The 20,093-nt window shown below is 64.7% G+C and carries 16 protein-coding genes; 9 read left to right on the forward strand and 7 right to left on the reverse strand.

Going from position 1 to position 20,093, the window contains the following annotated elements:
* Positions 1-20 precede the first annotated feature (20 nt).
* Together AC2TZ7_RS13260 and AC2TZ7_RS13265 are read right to left on the reverse strand one after the other, a co-directional pair.
* Positions 21-2,063, reverse strand: coding sequence for an acyltransferase family protein (locus tag AC2TZ7_RS13260; RefSeq protein WP_489864595.1), 2,043 nt, complete (start codon positions 2,061-2,063; stop codon positions 21-23).
* Positions 2,064-2,491: 428 nt separating this feature from the next.
* The gene (locus tag AC2TZ7_RS13265; RefSeq protein ID WP_489864596.1) at positions 2,492-3,862 is read right to left on the reverse strand and encodes a class II 3-deoxy-7-phosphoheptulonate synthase; all 1,371 of its coding nucleotides are present in this window, start codon (positions 3,860-3,862) and stop codon (positions 2,492-2,494) included.
* Between the two features lie 222 nt (positions 3,863-4,084).
* Here AC2TZ7_RS13265 and AC2TZ7_RS13270 point away from each other — a divergent pair, with 222 nt between their 5' ends.
* The 6 genes from AC2TZ7_RS13270 to AC2TZ7_RS13295 all read left to right on the forward strand — a co-directional run bounded on the left by AC2TZ7_RS13270 (position 4,085) and on the right by AC2TZ7_RS13295 (position 10,491).
* Entirely contained in the window at positions 4,085-5,113 is a 1,029-nt protein-coding gene (locus AC2TZ7_RS13270) for a GlxA family transcriptional regulator (RefSeq protein ID WP_489866815.1), read from the forward strand.
* A 191-nt stretch (positions 5,114-5,304) separates the two neighbouring features.
* Entirely contained in the window at positions 5,305-6,489 is a 1,185-nt protein-coding gene (locus AC2TZ7_RS13275) for an ABC transporter substrate-binding protein (protein WP_098411072.1), read from the forward strand.
* Between the two features lie 104 nt (positions 6,490-6,593).
* Positions 6,594-7,454: an ABC transporter ATP-binding protein gene (locus tag AC2TZ7_RS13280; RefSeq protein WP_078540797.1), complete on the forward strand. Its 861-nt coding sequence runs from the start codon at positions 6,594-6,596 to the stop codon at positions 7,452-7,454.
* Positions 7,451-8,155, forward strand: coding sequence for an ABC transporter ATP-binding protein (locus tag AC2TZ7_RS13285; protein ID WP_078540796.1), 705 nt, complete (start codon positions 7,451-7,453; stop codon positions 8,153-8,155). The genes AC2TZ7_RS13280 and AC2TZ7_RS13285 overlap by 4 nt, the downstream gene beginning before the upstream one ends.
* A 3-nt stretch (positions 8,156-8,158) precedes the next feature.
* Positions 8,159-9,166, forward strand: a complete 1,008-nt coding sequence (locus tag AC2TZ7_RS13290) for a branched-chain amino acid ABC transporter permease (RefSeq protein ID WP_489864597.1) — start codon at positions 8,159-8,161, stop codon at positions 9,164-9,166.
* Complete coding sequence (locus tag AC2TZ7_RS13295) at positions 9,163-10,491, forward strand: branched-chain amino acid ABC transporter permease (protein ID WP_489864598.1); 1,329 nt, start codon at positions 9,163-9,165, stop codon at positions 10,489-10,491. The genes AC2TZ7_RS13290 and AC2TZ7_RS13295 overlap by 4 nt, the downstream gene beginning before the upstream one ends.
* Before the next feature lie 102 nt (positions 10,492-10,593).
* Here AC2TZ7_RS13295 and ntrX read toward each other — a convergent pair whose 3' ends face one another.
* The 5 genes from ntrX to dusB form a co-directional block, all read right to left on the reverse strand.
* Positions 10,594-11,994 (reverse strand): nitrogen assimilation response regulator NtrX, encoded by a 1,401-nt coding sequence (gene ntrX / locus AC2TZ7_RS13300; protein ID WP_489864599.1) that lies wholly within the window; start codon positions 11,992-11,994, stop codon positions 10,594-10,596.
* A complete protein-coding gene (locus AC2TZ7_RS13305) occupies positions 11,991-14,273 on the reverse strand; it encodes a sensor histidine kinase NtrY-like (protein ID WP_489864600.1) in 2,283 nt (760 codons plus the stop codon). Before AC2TZ7_RS13305 ends, ntrX begins: the two co-directional genes overlap by 4 nt.
* Before the next feature lie 72 nt (positions 14,274-14,345).
* Positions 14,346-15,716: a response regulator gene (locus AC2TZ7_RS13310; protein WP_078550200.1), complete on the reverse strand. Its 1,371-nt coding sequence runs from the start codon at positions 15,714-15,716 to the stop codon at positions 14,346-14,348.
* Between the two features lie 3 nt (positions 15,717-15,719).
* Positions 15,720-16,787 carry a two-component system sensor histidine kinase NtrB gene (locus tag AC2TZ7_RS13315; protein ID WP_098411076.1) on the reverse strand — a complete coding sequence of 356 codons (1,068 nt, stop codon included), beginning with the start codon at positions 16,785-16,787 and terminating at the stop codon, positions 15,720-15,722.
* Positions 16,784-17,704 carry a tRNA dihydrouridine synthase DusB gene (dusB, locus tag AC2TZ7_RS13320; RefSeq protein ID WP_489866816.1) on the reverse strand — a complete coding sequence of 307 codons (921 nt, stop codon included), beginning with the start codon at positions 17,702-17,704 and terminating at the stop codon, positions 16,784-16,786. The genes AC2TZ7_RS13315 and dusB overlap by 4 nt, the downstream gene beginning before the upstream one ends.
* 276 nt (positions 17,705-17,980) lie before the next feature.
* On the opposite strand from dusB, the gene AC2TZ7_RS13325 reads away from it, so the two are divergent.
* The 3 genes from AC2TZ7_RS13325 to AC2TZ7_RS13335 are packed head-to-tail and all read left to right on the forward strand — an operon-like array spanning position 17,981 to position 20,092.
* On the forward strand, positions 17,981-19,108 hold the full coding sequence (locus AC2TZ7_RS13325) for a bifunctional 2-C-methyl-D-erythritol 4-phosphate cytidylyltransferase/2-C-methyl-D-erythritol 2,4-cyclodiphosphate synthase (protein WP_489864601.1): 1,128 nt from the start codon (positions 17,981-17,983) through the stop codon (positions 19,106-19,108).
* 4 nt (positions 19,109-19,112) lie between these two features.
* Complete coding sequence (locus AC2TZ7_RS13330) at positions 19,113-19,622, forward strand: phosphatidylglycerophosphatase A family protein (protein ID WP_489864602.1); 510 nt, start codon at positions 19,113-19,115, stop codon at positions 19,620-19,622.
* Positions 19,619-20,092, forward strand: a complete 474-nt coding sequence (locus AC2TZ7_RS13335; RefSeq protein WP_489864603.1) for a CinA family protein — start codon at positions 19,619-19,621, stop codon at positions 20,090-20,092. Before AC2TZ7_RS13330 ends, AC2TZ7_RS13335 begins: the two co-directional genes overlap by 4 nt.
* Position 20,093 lies beyond the last annotated feature (1 nt).

Genomic DNA, 20,093 nt, shown 5'->3' on the forward strand with positions numbered 1-20,093 from the left:
TCCGGGATATGCGGCTCGGCTCAGGGCAGGACGAGATCGACGCGTTTCGTCATCTGAGCCGTGATTGTCGGGAATTGCGCCATGACCGCGGCCACCACCAACCGCGCGCCGGTCAGGCTGAGATGATCGTCGTCGTGGTAATAGACCTTGCCGCCGGTCGCATTGGTGCAGCGCGTCGCGTCGCAGAAGATGTCCTGCGGGCGCACATGGAAGAGATGCGGGTCGTCGATCGCGTCGAGCACCGCCTGCGCCCGGCCCGCACGCGCCTCGTAGGACGCGCGGCTCACCGTCACCGTGGGCCAGCCGCCGCCAGCGAGGAAGCTTTGCTTCGCGGCGATCTCGGGCACGTTCCAGCCCGCCTCGGGCACCGGATGGACATAGAGGACATAGGCCCCGGTCGAGAGGAACGCTTCGACGCCCTTATGCAGCGCGGCCTCGGCCAGCGCGGGCCCGGTGATCGACGGATCGACCCCGATCTCGGAGGCCACCAGCACCTGTTTCGGACGCCGCCACGGATATTCGTGCCCGCCCTCGCCATTGTCGAAGAAATCGTCGCTGAACAGGTTCTGCAGCCGCCCCGAGGCGATGATCAGATCGGGGCGGACCTCGCGCAGATAGGCCATGTTCTTGTTGAAGACGTCGTTGCAGTCCTGCGCGCCGCGATGGACGCCCGGCGCGGTGCCGCAATAGGCCGTCGTGACCTGCGCAAAGCGCCAGCCCCGCCCCTCGAGCGCCGCGCGCAGCGGCTCGGCCAGTGCATCGGCATGGCTGTCGCCCACCAGCACCGCGAGCGGCCCGCCGGGGTTCACGTCGCTCACGCAGACCGGGTCGGGCGGCAGGTTATATTCGGCGGGCGTCTCGGCCCAGGGCAGGCATTGATCGCGCAGCGGGTTGATGTCGTCCTTCGCGGCCAGCAGCGTCGCCACCTGCGGCGGCACGCGCCACGGCGCGCCCCGGATCAGATGCAGCGTCGCTCCCACCCCGATCAGCGCGACAAGCGCCGCTGCCGAGGCCGAAAGCAGCACCGAACGGCGCGGCAGCAGCGGCACAACGCCTTTGCGATGGCTGCGGAACGGCTGCTCGACGTAGCGCCAGCTGAGATAGGCGAGCCCGAGGCTCAGCACCGACAGAGCCAGCATCAGCGACAGGCTCGGATCGGCGAGCGAGCGCATCCGCGCGAAGGCGAAGACCGGCTGGTGCCAGAGATAGGCGGAATAGCTCATCAGGCCGATCCCCACGACCGGGCGCAGGCTCAGCACCCGTGCCACCGCCGTGCCCTGCCGCGCGAAGACGAGGATCATCAGCGTGCCCACCACGGGCAGCAGCGTCATGAAGGATGGGTGCGGGGTTTCCGCGTCGAAGAGAAAGTAGGATGCGAAGAGCATCAAAGCTCCCGCGCCCCCCAGCCAGCCATTCGCACGCGGCGCGCGCCACAGCATCCAGAAGGCCCCGAGACCGCCGACCATCAGCTCCCATGCGCGGCTCGGCAGCAGGAAGAACCCGGCATCGGGCGACGTGAAGGACCAGTATTGCGCAATCGCGAGCGACAGCACTCCGATCGCGAGGACGATCCCGAAGATCATCTTGCGCCCGAAATGCCAGCCAAGCGCCAGAAGCGGCGGGAAGAGGATGTAATATTGCTCCTCGATCGCCAGCGACCAAGTGTGCATCAAGGGCTTCATCTCGGAGCCGAGCGAGAAATACCCGCTCTCCTTCCAGAACAGGATGTTGGAGACGAACAGCGCCGCCCCCACGATGCTCTGACCGAAATCGCGCAGCTGATCGGCGAACATCCAGGCCCATGCAAATGGCAGACAGGCGAGGATCACCACGAGAAGCGCAGGCAGAATGCGGCGCGCCCGGCGCTCGTAGAAGGTCAGGATGGAATAGCGGTCGCTCTGAAGATCCTGCACGAGGATCGTGGTGATCAGGAAGCCCGAGATCACGAAGAAGATATCGACCCCGATAAAGCCCGCCTGCGCCCCCGGCACGCCGGCGTGAAACAGGATCGCCGAGATCACGGCGACGGCGCGCAGCCCGTCGATTTCTGAACGGTATTTCATAACACCCCCTGACAACGCATCACGGAGAGACTTGCCGCCCCGTCGAGCGACCCGTCGCGCAGTCCCCGCGCACGCCTGCTAATTCCCTTCAAATTCGCGCCGGTCTTGCTGCCGCTTGCGCCCTATTGGCGAGGGTCAGCCCGTTACCCACGAAAGGCTGCACCCCGCTGCCGCGCCCGGGTCGGACGCGCCCCACATCGTCAAGTAACGACCCGTCGATCAGGCCTGTCCACGGTTTTTCAAACCGGACTTGCCATGCGGGTCCTTTTCCCGAGGGGGCGTTTAAAATTCATGCAACAGGCAAATGCTCAGCCCGCAAAATGGGTGGTTTCTGCATCGCGGCGCGCCCGAAACGCAGATGAAAAAGGCCCGGACACAAGGGTCCGGGCCAATCAATCCGTTGAAACGTGCCGCAGCGCGGCGCGCGCTTATTGCGACGCGGCTTTCGCGAGCTTGCGGCGGTCCTGCAGTTCCTCGGCGACGAGGAAGGCCAGTTCCAGCGACTGGCTCGCATTCAGACGCGGGTCGCAGGCGGTGTGGTAGCGCGAGGACAGATCGCCATCGGTCACGGCGCGCACGCCGCCGGTGCATTCGGTCACGTCCTTGCCGGTCATCTCGAAATGCACGCCGCCGGGGATCGTGCCCTCGGCTTTGTGGATCGCGAAGAATTCCTTCACCTCGCGCAGCACGGAATCGAAGGGCCGGGTCTTGAAGCCCGAGGCCGATTTGATCGTGTTGCCGTGCATCGGATCGCAGGACCAGACGACATTCGCGCCCTCGGCCTCGACCGTGCGGATCAGGCGCGGCAGGTGATCGCCGACATTGCCCGCGCCGAAGCGCGCGATCAGGGTCAGACGGCCCGCCTCGTTTTCCGGGTTCAGCTTCTCCATCAGCACCTTGAGGTCGTCCTCGGTGGTGGTGGGGCCGCATTTCAGGCCGATCGGGTTCTGCACGCCGCGGCAGAATTCGACATGCGCGCCGTCGGGCTGACGGGTGCGGTCGCCGATCCAGATCATGTGGCCGGTGCCCGCAACCGGCAGGCCGGTGGTGGAATCGATGCGGCAGAGCGCCTCTTCATATTCCAGCAGCAGCGCCTCATGCGAGGTGTAGAAATCGACCGAGCCCAGCTCATGCGCGGTTTCCGAGGTCACGCCCGCGGCCCGCATGAAGTCCATCGCCTCCGAAATCTGATCGGCGACCTGACGGTATTTCTCGGCCTCGTCAGCATCGGTGAAGCCCGCGATCCAGCTTTGAACGCGGTGGATATCGGCGAAACCACCCGTCGAGAAGGCGCGCAGCAGGTTCAGCGAGGCCGCCGCCTGCGTGTAGGCCTGCAGCATCCGGTTCGGATCGGGCAGACGCGCCTCCGAGGTGAACTCGAAACCGTTGATGATGTCGCCGCGGTAGCTCGGCAGCTCGGTGCCCTCGATGGTCTCGGTCGGCGCCGAACGCGGCTTGGCGAACTGACCCGCCATACGCCCGACCTTGATGACCGGAACCTTCGCGCCCCAGGTCAGCACGACCGCCATCTGCAGCATCACCTTGAAGGTGTCGCGAATGTTATCTGCCGAGAATTCCCCGAAGGCTTCGGCGCAATCGCCGCCCTGCAGCAGGAACGCCTCGCCGCGCGCGGCTTTCGCCAGCTCCGCCTTCAGCGTGCGCACCTCGCCCGCGAAGACCAGCGGCGGCATCCGCGACAGCTGTGCCTCGACAGCGTTCAGCGCCCCCTGATCGGGATAGTCGGGCATCTGAACCCGCGGTTTCGCGCGCCAGTCCGATTTGCTCCAACCCTTGCCCATCTGATCCTCCAAAAGCGTGGTCGTTTCATTCGGCGCCGCTTATAGACGGCGCGGGTCAGGGAAACAAACCCGAAATTGCATTTCCGCACGCCTGCGGGGCCCTCCGTAAGTTCCCCCTCTTGCGGCGGGCACCAATTTGCTGTTTCGGTGTTTCACCACAGATGACGGATTGACGACATGCCTGATCCCCGCCCCACCCGTCGCCCAGCCCCTTCGCAGGGGATGATCCGGATCGCCCCGGACGCGCGCCAGCGTTCGGTCGTTTTCATGCTTCTCGACCGGTTCACGATGATGGCCTTCGCCAGCGCGATCGAGCCGCTGCGCCTCGCCAATCAGGTTTCGGGACGCACGCTCTACACCTGGAAACTGGCCTCGGAATCGGGCGCAGACGTCACCTGTTCGAACGGCACGACCTTCCGCACCGATATCGGGCTGGAGGAACTGGGCCGCGATACGATGGTGCTGGTCTGCGGCGGCATCGACGTGGCCGAGGCGGTCACCAAACCGCTTTTGAACTGGCTCCGGCGCGAGGCACGGCGTGGCGCGACTATCGGGGGCCTGTGCACCGGCTCCTATGCGCTGGCCCGTGCAGGGCTGCTCGACGGCAAACGCGCAACGATCCACTGGGAGAATGTCGACGCCTTCGCCGAGGATTTCCCCGATATCGAACTGACCAAGGGCGTCTTCGTGATCGACGGCAACCGGGTGACGACGGCGGGCGGCACCGCCTCGATCGACCTGATGCTGCGGCTGATCGCCCGCGATCACGGCGAAGAACTGGCCAATACCGTCGCAGATCAGCTGATCCATTCCTCGATCCGTTCGGATCGCGACACGCAGCGGCTGTCGATTCCCACCCGGATCGGCGTGCGCCACCCCAAGCTCGCGCAGGTGATCGGCCGGATGGAGCGCAATATCGAAGACCCGATCAGCCCCGCGACGCTCGCGACCGAAGTGGGCATGTCCGCGCGCCAGCTGGAGCGTCTGTTCCGTCGCTATCTCAACCGCTCGCCGAAGCGCTACTACATGGAATTGCGGCTGCAAAAGGCGCGTAACCTGTTGATGCAAACGGAAATGAGCGTGATCAACGTGGCCATGGCCTGCGGCTTTGCGAGCCCGTCGCATTTCTCGAAATGCTACCGCGCGCATTACCAGACCACACCTTACCGTGAACGCGGCGCGAGCGCTGCGGGCGAAAAGGAAGCCCCCGGCTCTACCGTCGATTTAGGGCCTGAAGGCGCGCTCGACTGAAAATTGCGCAATCACCGCCTTCGCCTTTCACGAATTTGCACATAACCCCAAATTGCCGTTACGTCGCGTTGCGCGAGCCTTGACCTTCCGGTTGGTTTTTCGCGTCATCGCGCCACTCGCGGTTCTTCACATTTGACGAACCGCGCACTAACCTCGCGCAAGAACGCGAGTTCCAACACGGGAGTGAACACATGAAAAAACTGCTTCTGGCTTCGGCTGCGATCGCGCTTGGCGCGACTGGCGCATATGCCGATGACGTGAAGATGGGCGTCCTGCTGGGCTTTACCGGTCCGCTTGAATCGCTCGCCCCGCCGATGGCGCAGGGTGCCGAGATGGCGATCAAGGAAGTCTCCGATTCCGGCAAGCTGCTGGGTGGCGACACCGTGACCGCAGTCCGCGGCGACTCGACCTGCGTCGACGCAGCAGCCGCGACCGCGGCAGGCGAAACGCTGGTCACCACCGACAAGGTCGCTGGCATCATGGGCGCAATGTGCTCGGGCGCGACCACCGCTGTCCTGCAGAACGTCGCCATGCCGAACGGCGTCGTGATGATCTCGCCCTCGGCGACCTCGCCGGCACTTTCGACGCTCGAGGATGATGGCCTGTTCTTCCGCACCGCTCCGTCGGATGCGCGTCAGGGCGAAGTCATGGCCGACGAGATCCTCGAGAAGGGCATCAAGAACGTCGCCGTGACCTACACCAACAACGACTACGGCAAGGGTCTCGCTGACAGCTTCGAGAAAGCCTACAAGGCCAAGGGCGGCACCGTGACCATCTCGGCCGCGCACGAAGACGGCAAGGGCGACTACTCCGCTGAAGTCGCATCGCTCGCTTCCGCAGGTGGCGACGCGCTCGTCATCGTCGGCTATATCGACCAGGGCGGCTCGGGCATCCTGCGCGGCGCGCTCGACACCGGCGCCTTCGAGAAGTTCGTCTTCCCCGACGGCATGGTCAGCCAGACGCTCGAGGACAATTTCGGCTCGGAAATCAACGGCTCCTTCGGCCAGCTTCCCGACTCGGCGGGCGACGGCATGAAGACCTATCTCGGCATGGCCGAGAAAGCCGGCTTCGACGGCTCGTCGGCCTATTCGGGCGGCGCCTATGACGCGGCGGCTCTGATGCTGCTGGCGATGCAGGCGGCGGATTCCACCGACCCGAAAGTCTACAAGGACAAGGTCATGGAAGTCGCGAACGGCCCCGGCGAGAAGATCTATCCCGGCGAGCTGGGCAAGGCGCTCGACCTGATCAAGGAAGGCAAGCCGGTCGACTATGAAGGCGCGACCGCCGTCAACCTGATCGGCAATGGCGAAGCCGCGGGCACCTTCCGCGAAATCACGATCAAGGATGACAAGATCGAGACGGTGAAATACCGCTAATCGGTCATCAGAGCTGAGGCAGCCCGGAGCGATCCGGGCTGTTTTAAATTATAAAACAACAAGATGTGGCGTGAAGCTAACACGCCTACAACTCAGGGGACCCTATGATCCGGGTTGAAAACCTAGTCAAATCCTTCGGCGGATTCCGCGCGGTCGATGGCGCGAGCCTCGAAATCGCGACCGGCTCGATCACCGGGCTGATCGGCCCGAACGGCGCCGGCAAATCCACGCTCTTCAACGTCATCGCAGGCGTGCACGAACCCACCGCGGGCCGTGTCACGATGGATGGCGAGGACATCACCGGGCTTGCGCCCCATGAGCTGTTCCACAAGGGACTGCTGCGCACCTTCCAGATCGCGCATGAGTTTCCCTCGCTCACGGTGCGCGAGAACCTGATGATGGTGCCCACCGGACAGGCGGGCGAGACGCTCTGGAACACATGGTTCGGGCGAAAACACATCCGCGACGAGGAAGCGGCACTTCTGAAGAAGGCCGATGAAGTCCTTGATTTCCTGACGATTTCGCATCTCAAGGACGAGAAAGCAGGCAACCTCTCGGGCGGTCAGAAGAAGCTTCTGGAGCTGGGCCGCACGATGATGGTCGAAGCCAAGATCGTCTTCCTCGACGAGGTCGGCGCGGGCGTGAACCGGACGCTTCTGAACACGATCGGCGACGCCATCGTGCGCCTCAACAAAGAGCGCGGCTACACCTTCTGCGTGATCGAACACGACATGGATTTCATCGGCCGCCTCTGCGACCCGGTCATCGTGATGGCCGAGGGCAAGGTGCTGGCTCAGGGGTCTGCCGATCACATCATGGAAAACGAGGCCGTTATCGAGGCCTATCTGGGCACCGGGCTGAAGAACAAGGTCAAGGCCGAGGAAACCGCCGAGACCGCCGCCCATGAAGATCACGGCGCGCAGCCCGGTCTGGGCGATGAAGCCGGCAAAGGGGGTGCCCAATGAGCTATCTCAACGCCTCCAACATGACCGGCGGCTACGGCAAGGCCGACATCCTGCACGACTGCACGCTGACCGTCGAAAAGGGCGAGATCGCCGTGATCGTCGGCCCCAACGGCGCGGGCAAATCCACCGCGATGAAGGCCGTGTTCGGCATGCTCGGTCTGCGCGAAGGCAAGGTCACGCTCGACGGGCAGGACATTACCGGCCTCTCGCCGCAGGACCGCGTTAAGAAAGGTATGGGCTTCGTTCCGCAGGTGAACAACGTCTTCCCGACCATGACGGTCGAGGAAAACCTCGAGATGGGCGCCTTCATCCGCGACGACGATTTCCGGGGCACGATGGATCAGGTCTTCGACCTGTTCCCGATCCTGAAGGAAAAGCGTCGCCAGAACGCGGGCGAGCTGTCGGGCGGGCAGCGTCAGCAGGTGGCCGTGGGCCGCGCGCTGATGACCCAGCCGAAGCTCCTGATGCTCGACGAGCCCACCGCGGGCGTCTCGCCCATCGTGATGGACGAGCTTTTCGATCGCATCATCGAGGTCGCCCGCAGCGGCATCTCGATCCTGATGGTCGAGCAGAACGCCCGCCAAGCCCTTGAGATCGCGGATAAAGGCTATGTCCTCGTGCAAGGCGCGAATAAATACACCGACACTGGAGAGGCCCTTCTGGCCGACCCGGAAGTCCGCCGCACCTTCCTGGGGGGCTGAGCAATGGAACTCATCAACGCGCTTGTCGCGGTCACCAATTACGTCATCATCCCTGCCACCGCCTATGGTGCGCAGCTTGCGCTCGGCGCGCTCGGGGTCACGCTGATCTACTCGATCCTGCGGTTTTCCAACTTCGCCCATGGCGACACGATGGCCTTCGGCACCGGGGTCGTGATCCTGATCACCTGGGGCTTTCAGGCGATGGGGATCAGCTTCGGCCCGCTGCCGACCGCCCTTCTCGCCCTGCCCTTCGGCATCGCGGTCACCGCGGCGCTGATGCTCGGCACGGACAAGGTCGTTTACCAATATTACCGAAAAGTCAGGGCTGCGCCCGTGGTCATGGTCATGGTCTCGGTCGGCGTGATGTTCGTGATGAACGCGCTCACGCGCTTCCTGATCGGCGTCGATCAGATCAATTTCGACGACGGCACCCGCTTCGTCATCAACGCCCGGCAATGGCGCGAGATGACGGGGCTGCACGAGCCGCTGACGCTGCGCTCGACGCAGGTGATCACCGTCGTCACCGCGATCATCACCGTGGCCGCCCTGTTCTGGTTCCTCGGCAAGACGCGCACCGGTAAATCCATGCGCGCGTTTTCCGATAACGAGGATCTGGCGCTGCTGTCGGGCATCGACCCGAACAAGGTCGTGGCGGTCACCTGGATCATCACCGGCGCGCTCGCGACCATCGCAGGCACGCTCTACGGGCTCGACAAGTCGTTCAAACCCTTCACCTATTTCCAGCTTCTGCTACCGATCTTCGCCTCGGCCATCGTCGGCGGCATCGGCAACCCGGTGGGCGCGATCGCGGGCGGCTTCGTGATCTCCTTCTCGGAAGTGGGCCTCACCTACGCATGGAAGAAGGTCGCGACCTATCTGGTCCCGAGCTGGGAGCCGGACGGGCTCGTTCAGCTTCTCTCCACCGATTACAAATACGCAGTCAGCTTCACGATCCTGATCCTCGTCCTGATCTTCAAGCCGACCGGCCTCTTCAAGGGGAAAATCGTATGAGCAGCAATCGTCAGGCTGGCGAGACCAGCCGCATCCGTGCGCCCCTCTTCTTCGCCATCATGGCAGCGCTCATCCTGCTCGAGGGCTTCACCTCGGGCTGGAACTCGGCGCTCGGCATTCTCAACATGGGGCTTCTGTCGGCGATCATGGCGCTCGGCGTGAACATTCAATGGGGCTATGCGGGCCTGTTCAACGCGGGCGCGATGGGCTTCCTCGCGCTTGGCGGCCTCGCCCCGGTGCTGATCTCCATGCCGCCCACCCCCGGCGCCTTCTCGGGCGGCGGTCCGGGCATCATGGCGGCCTTCTTCGTGGCCATCGTCGCGGTGCTCGCGGCGGTCTGGATCTGGCGCAATCTGCGCGGCAAGACGCGCGGCCTCGCCGTGACCGCCGTGCTGGTCGTCGGCTTCTTCACCTATCGCTGGCTGTTCGATCCGGCGGTCGAGGTGATCGAGGCGATCAACCCCTCGGCGCAGGGCAACCTCGGCGGGCTGGGCCTGCCGACGCTGATCTCCTGGCCCGTGGGCGCGGTTCTGGCCGCAGGCGCGGCCTGGCTGGTCGGCAAGACCGCCCTCGGCCTGCGCTCGGATTACCTCGCGATCGCGACGCTCGGCATCGCGGAGATCATCGTCGCGATCCTGAAAAACGAGCAATGGCTCGACCGGGGCGTGCTGAACGTCAACGGCATCCCGCGCCCGTGGCCGGTGCCCTACGAGATCGACCTGCAGAACTCGCCCGATTTCGTCGCGCAGATGCAAAGCTGGGGCCTCGATCCGCAGCTGGGCTCCACCATCGCGGTGAAGCTGGCCTTCCTCGTCCTGTTCGTGATCGTCATCCTCGCGCTGATCTGGCTGACCGAGATGTCGCTGAAATCGCCCTGGGGCCGGATGATGCGCGCGATCCGCGACAACGAGATCTCGGCGGCCGCAATGGGCAAGAACGTCACCCGCCGCCACCTGCAGATCTTCGTGCTGGGCTCGGCGGTGATCGGGCTTGCGGGCGCGATGATGATCTCGCTCGACGGGCAGATGACGCCGACCTCCTACAACCCGCTGCGCTACACCTTCCTGATCCTCGTGATGGTGATCGTGGGCGGCTCGGGCCACAACTGGGGCTCGATCCTGGGTGGCGTGCTGATCTGGTATGTCTGGGTCAAGGCAGGCGACTGGGGCCCGGATATCATGGGCGCGCTGGCCGCACCCTTCCCCGATGGCGGCTTCAAGGATCACCTAATCCAGTCGGCCCCGCATATGCGGATGCTGGTGATGGGGATCATCCTGCTGATGGTGCTGCGCTTCAGCCCGCGCGGGCTCTTGCCGGAGAAATAAAAACAAGGGGCTCTGCCCCTCGCCCGTTCCGGGCTCACCCCGGGATATTTCTTCCAAAACGAAGACAAGACGCGCGCCCCGAACGGAGGCGCGCGTTTTTCGTTATTCCTCGCCGCCGTCGAATTGGGCGACGCGGGCGCCGGCCTTGTTCGTGGTCACGACGCCGAGCGATTTGAGTTTGCGATGCAGTGCCGAGCGCTCCATGCCGACGAAATTCGCGGTGCGCGAGATGTTGCCCCCGAAACGGTTGATCTGGGTGAGCAGGTATTCGCGCTCGAACAGCTCGCGCGCCTCGCGCAAAGGCAGCGTGGCGAGCGCGCCGCCCAGAACGATGCGCCCCTCATCCGCCGGGCCTTCCTGACCGGGCAGCTCGCGCGCCTCGATCGCGCCCGAGCCTTCGCCGAGGATCAGCACCCGCTCGATCACGTTGCGCAGCTGGCGGACATTGCCCGGCCAGTCCATCGTCTGCATCAGCGCCGCGGCCTCTTCAGAGATTTCACGCAGCGGCAGGCCCTGGGTCTCGTTGAAGCCGCGCAGGAAATGATCGGCCAGAAGCGGCACGTCCTCGCGCCGCTCCGAGAGCGGCGGCACCTCGATCGGCACGACGTTCAGCCGGTCGTAGAGCTCCTGCCGGAAATGCCCCTCGCGGATCTGCGTCATCAGATCGCGGGTCGTCGACGAGATCACCCGCAGATCGACGCGGACCTTGTCGGCCCCGCCCACGCGCAGGAATTGCTGCTCGGTCAGAACCCGCAGGATCTTCGACTGCGTGCCGAGCGGCATCTCGGCCACCTCGTCGAAATAGATCACGCCGCCATGGGCCTGCTCCAAGAGGCCCTTCTCGACGCCGCGCTCGGGGGTTTCGCGCCCGAAGAGGACCTCTTCCATCCGGTCGGGTTCGATCGAGGCGGAATTCACGGTGATGAACGGCCCCGCCGCGCGGGTCGAGAACTGGTGGATATAGCGCGCGGCCATCTCCTTGCCCGAACCCGGCTCGCCCGTCAGCATCACCCGGCCATTGGACTTGGTCACCTTGTCGAGCTGATCCTTCAGCCGCCGGTACGCCGCCGAGTCGCCGATCATCTCGCCCGAGGACATGTCGCGGCGCTTCAGCGTCGAGTTCTCGCGTCGCAGCCGCGCCGTCTCCATCGCGCGGGAGATCACCACCATCAGCTGGTCGATGTTGAAGGGCTTCTCGATAAAGTCGTAAGCACCCTGCTTGATCGCAGCCACCGCGATCTCGATATTGCCGTGGCCCGAGATGATGATGACCGGCACGTCAGGATTGTCGCGCTTGACCGTCTTGAGGATGTCGATCCCGTCCATCTTGCTGTCCTTCAGCCAGATATCGAGGATCATCAGCGCCGGTTCCTGCGCGTTGATCTCGTCCATGCACTCGTTGGAATTCGCCGCGAGCCGTGTCTTGTAGCCTTCGTCGCGCAGGATGTCGGCGATCAGCTCGCGGATGTCTTTCTCGTCGTCGACGATCAGAATGTCGCTCATGTCACTTCCCCGGGGGCTTCGCCCCTCTCCTTGATGGCTCTGAGCGCTGCTCGGGCGCGTGGGAGCCTGATTTCGGCGAGCGCCCCGCGATGGGCGCCCTCTGCAAAGGCGGGCGCGTCGCTCAGGGTCAGCGTTCCACCATGTTCCTCAATGATCTTCTTGACGATGGGAAGGCCCAGCCCAGTGCCTTTCTCGCGCGTCGTAACGTAAGGCTCGAACAGCCGCGAGCGGTCCGGCGGCAGGCCGATCCCGTTATCCGCGATGTGGATCGTCACATGCTCGGGCGCGACCTGCAAATCGAGGCGAACCTCGGGCACGAAACCCTCTTCTACGTCACCTTTTTCCGTATAGGATTCAATTGCTTCGCCTGCATTCTTCACAAGGTTCGTCACCGCTTGCGAAATCATGGTGGCGTCCAGTTCGACGATTACCGGCTCGGTCGGGACATCCGTCACCAGCTTCGCGCCATGCAGGCTGTCTTGCTGCAGAGTCGCGGCGTCGCGCACGAGCTGCGCCAGATCGTGATCGGCGCGGTCGGGTTCCGGCATCCGGGCGAAGCGCGAGAATTCATCAACAATGCGCCGCAAGTCATTGGTTTGCCGTACAATCACGCCGGTGAGCTGATTGAGCGTCTCGAGATCTTCGCCCTCGGTCATCTTGCCGAATTTGCGCTTGATCCGCTCGGCCGAAAGCTGGATTGGCGTCAACGGGTTCTTGATCTCATGCGCGATGCGCCGCGCCACATCGCCCCATGCCGCCATTCGCTGCGCCGAGACCAGATCGGTCACATCCTCGAAGGCCACCACATAGCCCTCGGGCGTGCCCAGATCATTGCGCCGCACCGCCATGCGCACCAGCAGGCTTTCCAGCCGCCCGCCCCGCGAGACCCGGATTTCCTCTTGCGCGACCTCGTTAAGACCGTCCTGCAAGCGATTGTAAAGCCCGACGAATTCCGGAACGGCGGTCGAGAGGTCGCGGGCATTGTCGCGCGCGCTATCGAGCGCCAGCAAGGTCATCGCGGCCCGGTTCACGAAGTCAATCCGCCCGTCCGCATCCAGCCCGATCACCCCCGAGGTCACCGAGGACAGCACGGAATCGAACATTCGCCGGCGTTCCTCGGTCTCGCGGTGGTTCTCGATCAGAGCCATGCGCTGGCCCTTCAACTGCCCGGTCATCCGGTTGAACGCCTCGCCCAAGGTCGCGATCTCGTCGTCGCCCTCGGCCTCGATCACCCGCGCATCCAGATCGCCCGACCCGACGCGCTCCGCCGCGGCGGCAAGCCGCCCGATGGGACGCGACAGGCGCTCTGCGAACCACAGCCCCATCCACACCGCGGCGAGGATCAGGATCAGCGCGAAGCCGAAATAGACGAGCCCGAATTCGAAGATCACCCGGCCGCGCGCGCTTTCCAGTTGCTGATAGAGCGTCACCGTCTCGCGCGTCTTGTCGAGCAGCGCGAGGATCTGCCCATCCACCTTGCGCGAGATATAGAGATAGCGGTCCACGAAGGCATCGAGCCGGATCAGCGCGCGCAGTTCCGAGTTCGGCCAATCCTCGATCAGCACCGTCTCGCCCTTCTGCGCCTCGACGATATCGCGCGGAGAAGGTTCTTCGTAATCAAAGAGATAGGAGCGATCACCCCGCGCGACGATCCGGCCCGTGCCGTCGATCACATAGGCCTCTTTCACGCCGCGCTGGATGCCCGCCTGCCCGGTGATCAGCAATTCGCGCAGTTCGCCATCGGACATGAAAGTCGAGGCCTGCCGCCGCAGATTGAGGAAATTCGCGAGCGCCCGGCTGTCCTGCACCAGATCGCGCTTATGCTCGGACTGATAGGCCTCGGCGGCCTGAAGCGACGTGCCCACGACCGAGCGCACGCGATCCGAGAACCAGCCCTCGAGACCGATATTCACCGTGAGGAACGCGAAGACCGCAACGAGGATCGTCGGCACCAGCGCGATGCCCGCGAAAACGCCCGTCAGGCGCAGGGTCAGTCGCGACCCGGCGGAATGCGCGCGGCGCGCGGCGATGATCTGCACCAGCCGCATCAGGATCAGGCCGGCGAGCAGCAGGAAATAGACGAAATCGGCGAGCAGGATCAGGCGCAGCGCGGTGCTGTCCGCCCCCTGTCCCAAGGGCCCGAGGACTATAAAGGTCGCAATCGCGAGCGCCGGGCCCAGCACGACCAAACCGAAGGTGAACAGGTTGCGCACCCGCTTCTGGCGGCGAAAGCGCGCCAAACGGTCCCAGCCTGAGCGATATGCCGTGCTGCCCTGCACAAATGCCCCCTCATTCCAGACCGTGGCTCGCGAATCCGTGTGAACGGAAAGCCACAGGCCCCTGTTGCGGGTTTACATCAGTTTGCGACGGCGTGTCACCTGAATATCCAGATCGGTGATCTTTTTACGCAACGTATTGCGGTTGATGCCGAGCAGATCGGCACATCTGGCCTGATTGCCACCGGTCGCATCGAGCGCGATTTCGATCAGCGGCGCCTCCATTTCCTTCAAAATCCGGTCGTAAAGGCCCGGAGGCGGCAGCGTCCCGCCGTGAAGGTCGAAATAGCGCCGCAGGTGGCGCGCGATGGAGGCGGAGAGCTTCTCGCCCTCGCCGCCTTGGCGCAGCGGCTCGATCGCGGGCTGGTTGCCCAGCACGAATTCCGCCTCGGCGCGGGTGATCTCTTCCTCGGGCGAAGTCACCGCGAGACGGCGGATCGTGTTCTCCAGCTGGCGCACGTTGCCGGGCCAGGAATAGGCGCGCACGAGTTGCAGCGCCTCGGGCGTGAAGCGGCGCAGACCCAGCCCGTCGCGTTCGGCCCGGGCGAGGAAATGCTCGGCCAGAAGCGGGATATCCTCGACCCGCTCGCGCAAGGACGGCACGTTCAGCGTCACGCCGCCCAGCCGGTAGAACAGGTCCTGACGGAACTTGCCCGCCTCCATCAGCCCCGCGAGGTCGATCTGCGTCGTCGCCATAATCCGCGGCGCGGGATCGGGCAGCGCGTCGAGCATCCGCACGATCCGCGCCTGCGTGTCATCGTCGTAATCGCCAACCTCGTCAAAGACGAGCGAGCCGCCCTTCGCTTTCGCCACCAGCGCCGCCGGGCCGTCCGCGCCCTGCAGATCGCCCGCCTGCGCCACTACGAAGGGCAACGTCCGGCGGTCGGAGAAGTCGTGAATAGCCTTCGCGATCAGGGACTTGCCAGTGCCGCTCTCACCCGCGATCAGCACCGCGAGATCGGCATTCATCACCCGTGCGACAAGCCGATAAAGCTCCTGCATCGCCGGCGTCCGCCCGACCAGAGGCAGATCGCCCGCATCGCCGCCGCCTTCGATCTCGCGCGGGGCGGTCGGGCTGCGACGCTTCTGTTCCAGCGCCTTTTGCGCGCGCTTCATCAGGTCCGGCAGATCGAACGGCTTGGGCAGATAGTCGTACGCCTCGGCCTCGGCCGCCTGGATCGCGGTCATGATCGTGTTCTGCGCCGAGATCACGATGACCGGCAGGCCGGGGCGTTCCTCGGAGATCTTCGGCAGCGCCTCGAGCCCGTTTCCGTCGGGCATGATCACATCCGAGATCACCAGATCGCCTTTGCCCTCTTCGACCCAGCGCATCAGCGTCACGAGCGAGGCAGTGGCATGAACCTTGCAGCCCGCACGGGTCAGGGCCTGGGTCAGAACGGTGCGGATTGTGCGATCGTCATCCGCGACAAGTACGGTGCCGTCCATGGATCAGGCCTCCTTTGGCGCAACGGGAAGTGAAATGCGAAACCGGGTCTTGCCCGGGACCGAGTCGAGCGTGACCCAGCCGTCGTGATCATTGATGATCTTCGAGACGAGCGCGAGGCCAAGCCCCGTGCCGTTCTCGCGGCCCGAAACGAAGGGCTCGAAGATCTCGTTGGAGATTTCCGGCGGGATGCCGGGGCCGTCGTCGATGATCTCGATCTGCAGCGGCAGAGGCTGCCCCGATCCATCGGCGCGACGCAGACGCAGGCTATGCTCGTAGAAGGTGCGGATCTTGATATTACCATTCCCTTCAGAGGCTTCTGCGGCATTCTTCAACAGGTTCAGGAAGACTTGAGTCAATTGATCCGCATCGCCCAGCGTCGGCGGCAGCGAGGGATCGTAATCCTCCTTGATCGTCATATGCGCACCGAAGCCGACGCCTGCGGATTTGCGCGCGCGGTCGAGCACGTCATGGATATTGACCGGCTTCTTCTCGGGCGCGCGGACGTTGCCGAACTGTTCGACCTGTTCGAGCAGCTTCACGATTCGGCGCGTCTCGTCGACGATTAGGTCTGTTAATTCAAGGTCTTCGCCGGACAAGTTCATGCTCAGGAGCTGGGCCGCCCCGGCGATCCCGGCGAGCGGGTTCTTGATCTCATGGGCCAGCATCTCCGCCATCCCGATGGCCGAGCGCGCCGCCGATTTCACGAGGCTCGCGCGCCCCAACCGATCAGCCAGCTCGCGCGGCTCGATCAGCAGCAGCACCCGGTCGGGGTCTTCGCCGACGGGGGCGGCTTGCAGATTGCATTGCACCGGGGCTTTCTCGCCCGTCGTCAGCTCGACATCGTTAACGAAGAGCGAGGCGCGGTTCTTCCGGACCCGGTAGAAGATTTCCTCCAAAGGAGCGGAAATCGCGAGCCTTTCGCCGATCGCCTTCCCCCGCAGCGCCTTGGCGGAGAGGTTAAGGAACAGTTCGGCGGCCGGGTTCACTTCGTCGACGAAATCGTCGCCGTCGATCAGCAAAGCCGGGGTCGGAAGCGAGGTCCAGATAATGCCGGGGGCCGGAAGGTTCATGCGGCGCACCTTTCCCCGAAAGCGCGCTCGATCAGCGACAAGGTCGCCTCCGGCGTCTGACTGACCATCATCTCGGCGCGCAGCGGCGCATTCGCCGCCTCGCAATACCAGCCCAGATGCTTGCGCGCGAGACGCAGCCCGAGATCACGTCCGTAGAAACTCAAGATCGCCTCGTAATGCTCTGAAATATAATCGCAAAGCGCATTCCCATAAGGAACCTGCGGCTTCGGCGATCCAAAGATTTCGTGCCCGATTTCAGCCAGCCGCCACGGCGCACCCTGTGCCCCGCGACCGACCATCACACCCGCCGCGCCCGATTGTGCAAGCGCCGCGCGTGCGGAATTCGCATCGACCACGTCGCCATTGGCGATCACCGGGATCGAGACCGCGTCGACCGTCTCGGCGATCGCTTCCCAATCGGCGCTGTCTTTGTAGAACTGCATCCGCGTGCGCCCATGCACGACGATCATCTTCACGCCCGCGGCCTCGGCCCGGCGCGCGATCTCGGCCGCGTTATGCGTATCGTCACACCAACCCAGCCGCATCTTCAGCGTCACCGGCAGGTCGACCGCGCCCACCGTCGCCTCGATCAGCCGCAGCGCATGATCGGGATCGCGCATCAGCGCCGAGCCCGACGCCCCGCCCGTCACCTTCTTGGCCGGGCAGCCCATATTGATGTCGATGATCCGCGCGCCCATGTCGGCGACCATCTTCGCGGCCTCCGCCATCGGTTCGGGCTCGCGCCCGGCGAGCTGCACCGAGGTCGGCAGCTCCAGCCCCATTTCGACCCGCGCTTTCGCGCGCACCGAGGGTTTCGCGGTCAGCATCTCTCCCGAGGCCACCATCTCGGACACGACAAGACCCGCGCCGAAACGCGCCACCATCCGCCGGAACGGAAGGTCGGTGATCCCGGCCATGGGCGCGAGAAAGACCGGTGGGGTCAATGTGATGTCGTCGAGAACCAAAATCTGCGGCACGGAGGTGTCCTGTCACTCGTCTTCCTTCGAATTAGGCGTTTGACCAAAGAATCACAATTGCGTCCACCCCTTTTTAGGTGGGAAAATCAGCACTCGCCTAATTTTTAATCACTTAACTGTGGCCAGTTGTCACATCCCGCAGCGTATCGCGTCCGGCGGCACCGATTGCGCAGAGCCGCGTCTTCGCCTAAGCCCTTGGGCGATCAGGGAGCCGCCATGAGCAACGCCATCATCATCGTCGCCGCCGGGCGTGGCACCCGCGCTGGCGGAGAAACCCCGAAGCAATGGCAGAGCCTCGCGGGGCAGCCGGTGCTGGCCCATACCGTTGCCGCTTTCAAAGGCATCGGGCGGATCGTGGTCGTTCTGCATCCCGAGGACATGACGCGCGGCATCGCGCAGTTTCAGGGCGAGGTCGCGCTTTGTGCGGGCGGTGCGAGCCGCGATGTCTCGGTGCGCAATGCGCTGGAGATGCTGGAAGGCTCGGGCGTCGAGAAGGTGCTGATCCATGACGGCGCGCGCCCGCTGGTGAGCCGCGCAGTGATCGACGGGGTGCTCGAGGCGCTGGATAGCGCACAGGCGGCAGCGCCCGCCCTGCCCGTGTCGGACGCGCTCTGGACCGGCGAAAACGGTCAGGTCACCGGCACGCAGGATCGCCACGGGCTCTACCGCGCGCAGACCCCGCAGGGCTTCGATTTCGACGCGATCCTCAGCGCCCATCGGGCCCATCCGGGCGGGGCTGCCGATGACGTGGAAGTGGCCCGCGCGGCCGGTCTTTCGGTTGCGATCACGCGCGGCTCGGAAGACAATCTGAAGATCACCTACCCGGAGGATTTCGCCCGGGCCGAGAGACTGTTGGGAGACAAGATGGATATCCGTTTGGGCCATGGCTACGACGTGCACGCGTTCGAGCCGGGCGATCATGTGACGCTCTGCGGGGTCGCGGTGCCGCATGACAAGAAGCTCAAGGGCCATTCCGATGCCGATGTGGGCATGCACGCGCTGACCGATGCGATCTATGGCGCGCTTGCCGAGGGCGATATCGGGCGGCATTTCCCGCCATCTGACCCGCAATGGAAAGGCGCCGCGTCGGAGATTTTCCTCGATCACGCGGTGAAACTGGCCGAGACGCGGGGCTTTCGTCTGGGCAATGCCGATGTCACGCTGATCTGCGAGCGCCCCAAGATCGGCCCGCATGCCGCTGAAATGGCGCAGGCTCTCGCCCGCATCATCGGGATCGAGCCGGGCCGGATCTCGGTCAAGGCCACCACCTCCGAGCGTCTGGGCTTCACCGGGCGCGAGGAAGGCATCGCCGCCATCGCCACTGCCACATTGATCAAGGAGTAATCCCATGCTGCGCGCCATCAACACGGTCGGATTTGTCGGCTTGCTGAAACCCGCGCCGGGCACCTGGGGCTCGCTGGTCGCCGTTCTGGTCGGCTGGGCGATCGAGCATTACCTGGGCTTCATCCCGCTGGTGATCGCCACCATCGCGGTCACCGCGCTTGGCTTCTGGTCGGTGCGCGCGCAGCTGGGCGACAGCACCGACGACCCCTCCGAGATCGTCATCGACGAGGTGGCGGGCCAATGGGTGGCGCTCCTGTTCCCCGCTTTCGGCTTCTGGCAGCGCGGCCTCTCCATGGGCGTCGATCTGCACATGGTCTGGCCCGGCCCGGTCGCGGCGTTCCTGCTGTTTAGGCTGTTCGACATCTGGAAGCCGTGGCTCGTGGGCCGCGCCGATCGCCGCCATGACGCGACGGGCGTAATGCTGGACGATATCTGGGCCGGGGTCTTCGCCGGGATCGTGTCGATCATCCTCGCAGGCCTCTACCACATCGTCTTTCTGGGCATGATGGGATGAGCCGCGCGTCGGACGTTCTCGACGCCTGCAAGGCGCGCGGCCTGATGGTCGCGACCGCCGAGAGCTGCACCGGCGGGATGGTCGCCGCAGCCCTCACCGATATTCCGGGCTCGTCGGCGGTCGTGGAGCGCGGCTTCGTCACCTACACCAATGACGCCAAACGCGAGATGCTGGGCGTCAGCGCGGAAAGCCTCGACACCTACGGCGCGGTCTCCGAGCCGGTCGCGCGCGAAATGGCCGAGGGCGCGCTGAGCCACTCCCACGCCCAGATCGCCGTCGCGATCACCGGCATCGCGGGACCGGGCGGGTCGGAGTTCAAACCCGAGGGCCGCGTCTGTTTCGGCGTAGCCCGCGAGGGCACCGAAAGCCGGGTCGAGACGGTCGAATTCGGTGCGCTCGGCCGCGACAAGGTGCGCGAAGCGGCCCGCGATCACGCGCTCGCCCTGCTGTTGTCCGCGGCGCAAACCTGAC

Source organism: Thioclava sp. ISO4 (assembly GCF_058105145.1).